Annotated in this window: 2 protein-coding genes; one reads left to right on the top strand and one right to left on the bottom strand. The window is 37.9% G+C overall.

The features are described from left to right. The first annotated feature begins 415 nt into the window (after positions 1 to 415). Positions 416 to 1024 carry a COP23 domain-containing protein gene (locus AC3DU7_RS29055; protein ID WP_488042731.1) on the top strand — a complete coding sequence of 203 codons (609 nt, stop codon included), beginning with the start codon at positions 416 to 418 and terminating at the stop codon, positions 1022 to 1024. A 300-nt stretch (positions 1025 to 1324) separates the two neighbouring features. Here the strand turns inward: AC3DU7_RS29055 and AC3DU7_RS29060 are convergent, their stop codons facing one another. After that, positions 1325 to 2884 (bottom strand): GUN4 domain-containing protein, encoded by a 1560-nt coding sequence (locus tag AC3DU7_RS29060; protein ID WP_488042732.1) that lies wholly within the window; start codon positions 2882 to 2884, stop codon positions 1325 to 1327. Positions 2885 to 3413 lie beyond the last annotated feature (529 nt).

Here is a 3413-nt window from a genome sequence, read left to right on the forward strand (position 1 = left end):
TAGTCATCAAGTTATTCTTTTATCTACCGATACTGAAATTGGTAAATCAGAAGTAAAAAATCTTCGTAGTTTAGAGGCGATCGCTCACGAATATTTACTCAAATATGATTCTCAAAAAAATCAAACTAATCTCAAAAAAGGGTATTTTTGGTAAGCAAATTTTTTCTCTCAATAATGATAACTGATAACTGAATGTGGGGATCTCCTGCCGAAAAAAGAAGAGGATTATAGACAATTTAGTCATATTTAGATGACTTAAGCTATTAGCCAAGGATTTTAATCCTTAGCGAACTTGGAGAACCTTTGTTAAAATTCATTCAGGTTTTTTGTTGATTAATATAGTCGTGCAAAACTTGCTCTATCATAGTTTGACAGTTTGGATTTTTATAACCATATATTAGATTAGGAGAAACTTGTGGAACAGAATGGAAAAATCGCAGGAATAGGAGCATTAATATTAGTTGTGGTAATTCCCATAATTTCGTTATTAATAGATGGGGTAAGTTTAGGTATTGATATTGCACAAGGTTGGCCTCGTTTGTTCGTGAAAAAAACAGACCGCTTTTCCTGCGAGTTAAAATCAGATGCAGAAAGAAAAAAGAATGTTTGGACGGTAATGTATGACAATAATAAAGGTAAGCAACCGTGGTTAGGTATTGTGATACCTCTGGGAAGAGATTGGACTCCTGCTGAACGATGCGAAAGAATAGAAGAGCGATTAGAAGATTATCGCAAAGATGGTTTACTTTCCCTAGACTATCGCAACGATCCTGATACTCCAGAGCAACAAGTTATTTGTGCGAAAACTCAGTTAAGCGGTAATGGTTGCCCGTTATTGTTGACTTTAGATGAGGGAGTCGATGGTTACACAGCATTGCGAGATATGACGGAAGCGTTCCGGAATAGTACGACTGTTTATCATAATACTGATGGACAATCGGCAAATTCTGATTTTTCTAGAGAGTCGCCTGTGATTTATTTACAACCTTTTTTGGCGAAGGAAGATCGGTTAGTAAAAAAGTAAAATTTTTGTAGCGTGGGTATCTTACCTGCAAGAGAATATAGTAGGGTGTGTGACGGCATTCTCTTTTCCATTTTAGGGAAACTCAAAAAAATTCCCATCACGCACCTTTTTTTAGATGGTAGATAATATGATGCTGCGTTACTGATAACTGAACTAGGGTATCAGGTTAGAAGAAATAGATTATCAAAAGCTGATGAGTGCGATGACTCGGTGACAGGTATAAAAATTCTCAAACCACTAGAAAACTGTAAAATTTGCTTCTACTTAATTTTTGATATTAACGGCTAAAACCCTTTAGTATTAAAGTCTACAAGTCTCTACGCGAGATAAGATATACCTACCCGGTGACTCTCTCCTACCCCACAACATTACCCCAGGGAGGTGTCCCAGATAAGGCGTGCTGACATCCCATGTTACGTTCTGGTAACTCCATCTTCCTTTTTGACGCCATCCTACTTTGTCCCCGAAGGCATTTAATACTTTTTCGTTATACTTATTCGTACCACCCAAACTCTGATAAATTTGCTTCTGAACAGAAAAACCGAACTTACCATTACTATATTTTAGCCAAAGTTTATCAATCGTACCTAAATCCTCGCAGGGAAAATTTTCTATATGCTTAATACTTAAGCATCTTTCCGACTCCTTACCCGCCACTTTTAACATTGCTCTTGTTGTTTCTTCATCCGCTCCTTTCCAGTTTCCCGCCACCAACAAATCACGCAGTGTTGTATAGTCAACCCCTTTAACAGAAACCAGTACATCCACAGACGACGGAGGTTTTACCTGTTGAGACTCAACTACTCGTTGCCTTTGCGCCTCCACTTCCTGTGTTTTGCGCCCTTCATTTTCTAACTGTCTTTGCGCCTCCACTTCCTGTGTTTTGCGCCTTTCATTCTCTAACTGTATTTCCAACTCTTTCCGAGTATTCTGCTCCGAGCTTAACCTTCCCTCAACCTCTCGTTGTGTGCGTTGCTCGTTCTCCAGTTGCCTTTCCAAGTTCCTCTCTCTCCCTTGAGGAACAACTTGTGGCGTTTGAAAAAATCTAAACTTAAAGTAAACAACAATACCACCAAATATTGCCCCACCACAAAACAATACCGACAAGTTAAACAGAGAAAGATCGCCATAATAAAAGTCAGACTCCCGAAACCAATTAATAGATATACCCCAAGAAAAAGTCGGACGTTGAACCCCATTAACCCTTTCCACAGCTTGCTGAAAAGTCTGTAGTTGTAACTCAGACAAGGGAAGAGAAGCAAAATTTTGCACAACTTCAAAATCACTCATGCCATGCACTGCGACAACCTCACCCTTCGCATTCATAACAGGCGCTCCACTCATTCCACCCACGGTCAAAGCTTCATAAGAAACCCCATAACCCTGTGGCAAACTACCCAAAGCTGAAACTTGACCCTCAACAAACTGGGGCACCGACTGCCCACCCCGATTAGGAAAACCAAAAATATAAATATCACTACCTTCTGTCACTTTCTCAGAATCACCTATTTTCAGGGCTGGATAATTGCATCTTTCTCCTACTGGTTGAAAAGTAACCAAAGCTAAATCTATACCATTGGAAAATATTTCAACATTGGCAACATCCCACTCTTTTCCATCTTTATTAGCCTGTAATAATCTTTCACCTTCTTTTTCCACAACATGAGCTGCCGTTAGTACGGTACAGACTCCCTTTTCCCCAGGCACGAAAAAACCAGTTCCATGTCCTGGTTGATTTCTATAAGATAGTTTAACAATACTAGGTTTTAGTCGAGAGGCTATTTGCCTTGAAGATAAAGAACAATTTGTCAGAATTAGAGATAGGAAAGTTAGACCAAGGATACGGGGTAGATGTTTCATCTATTGTAGAAGTTCGGAAATTAGATTTTTCTTGATTTTAACTACAACTTAAATTCTAGGGTTTCCTTTGCCATAGAGAAAATTGAAAAACTAATTGCCCTAAAAAAAGAGCCACTATTTTCCCATAATAGTTATTGATTTAGAGGATATAACAACTTTTTCTAGTTGTCAAGAGGCGATCGCTTACTAATATTTACTCGAATATGATTCTCAAAAAAATCAGACAAATCTCAAAAAAAGAATACTTCTGGTCAGCAACTTTTTGACTTCTGCTTTTTCAACTGAAGTTGTTTAGGTAGGAGGAGAAAATCTCCAGAATTTGTAGGCGATCGCTGACGAATATTTACTCAAATATGACGCTCAAAAAAATCAAACTAACCTGGAAATAGGCTACTTTTGGTAAGCAAAAATTTTTCCCTCTGTCACTTTAATTAAATTTAGTCACACAAGGGTCAAAAATTTATTTATCCATGTGAATATTTACTCAAATATGATGCTCAAAAAAATCAAACTAATCTGGAAATGGGAT

The sequence above is a fragment of the Okeania sp. genome (assembly GCF_983059655.1).

Coding starts and splice junctions, on each gene's coding strand:
- AC3DU7_RS29060 (WP_488042732.1), bottom strand. CDS start 2,884: ATGAAACATCTACCCCGTATCCTTGGTCTAACTTTCCTATCTCTAATT.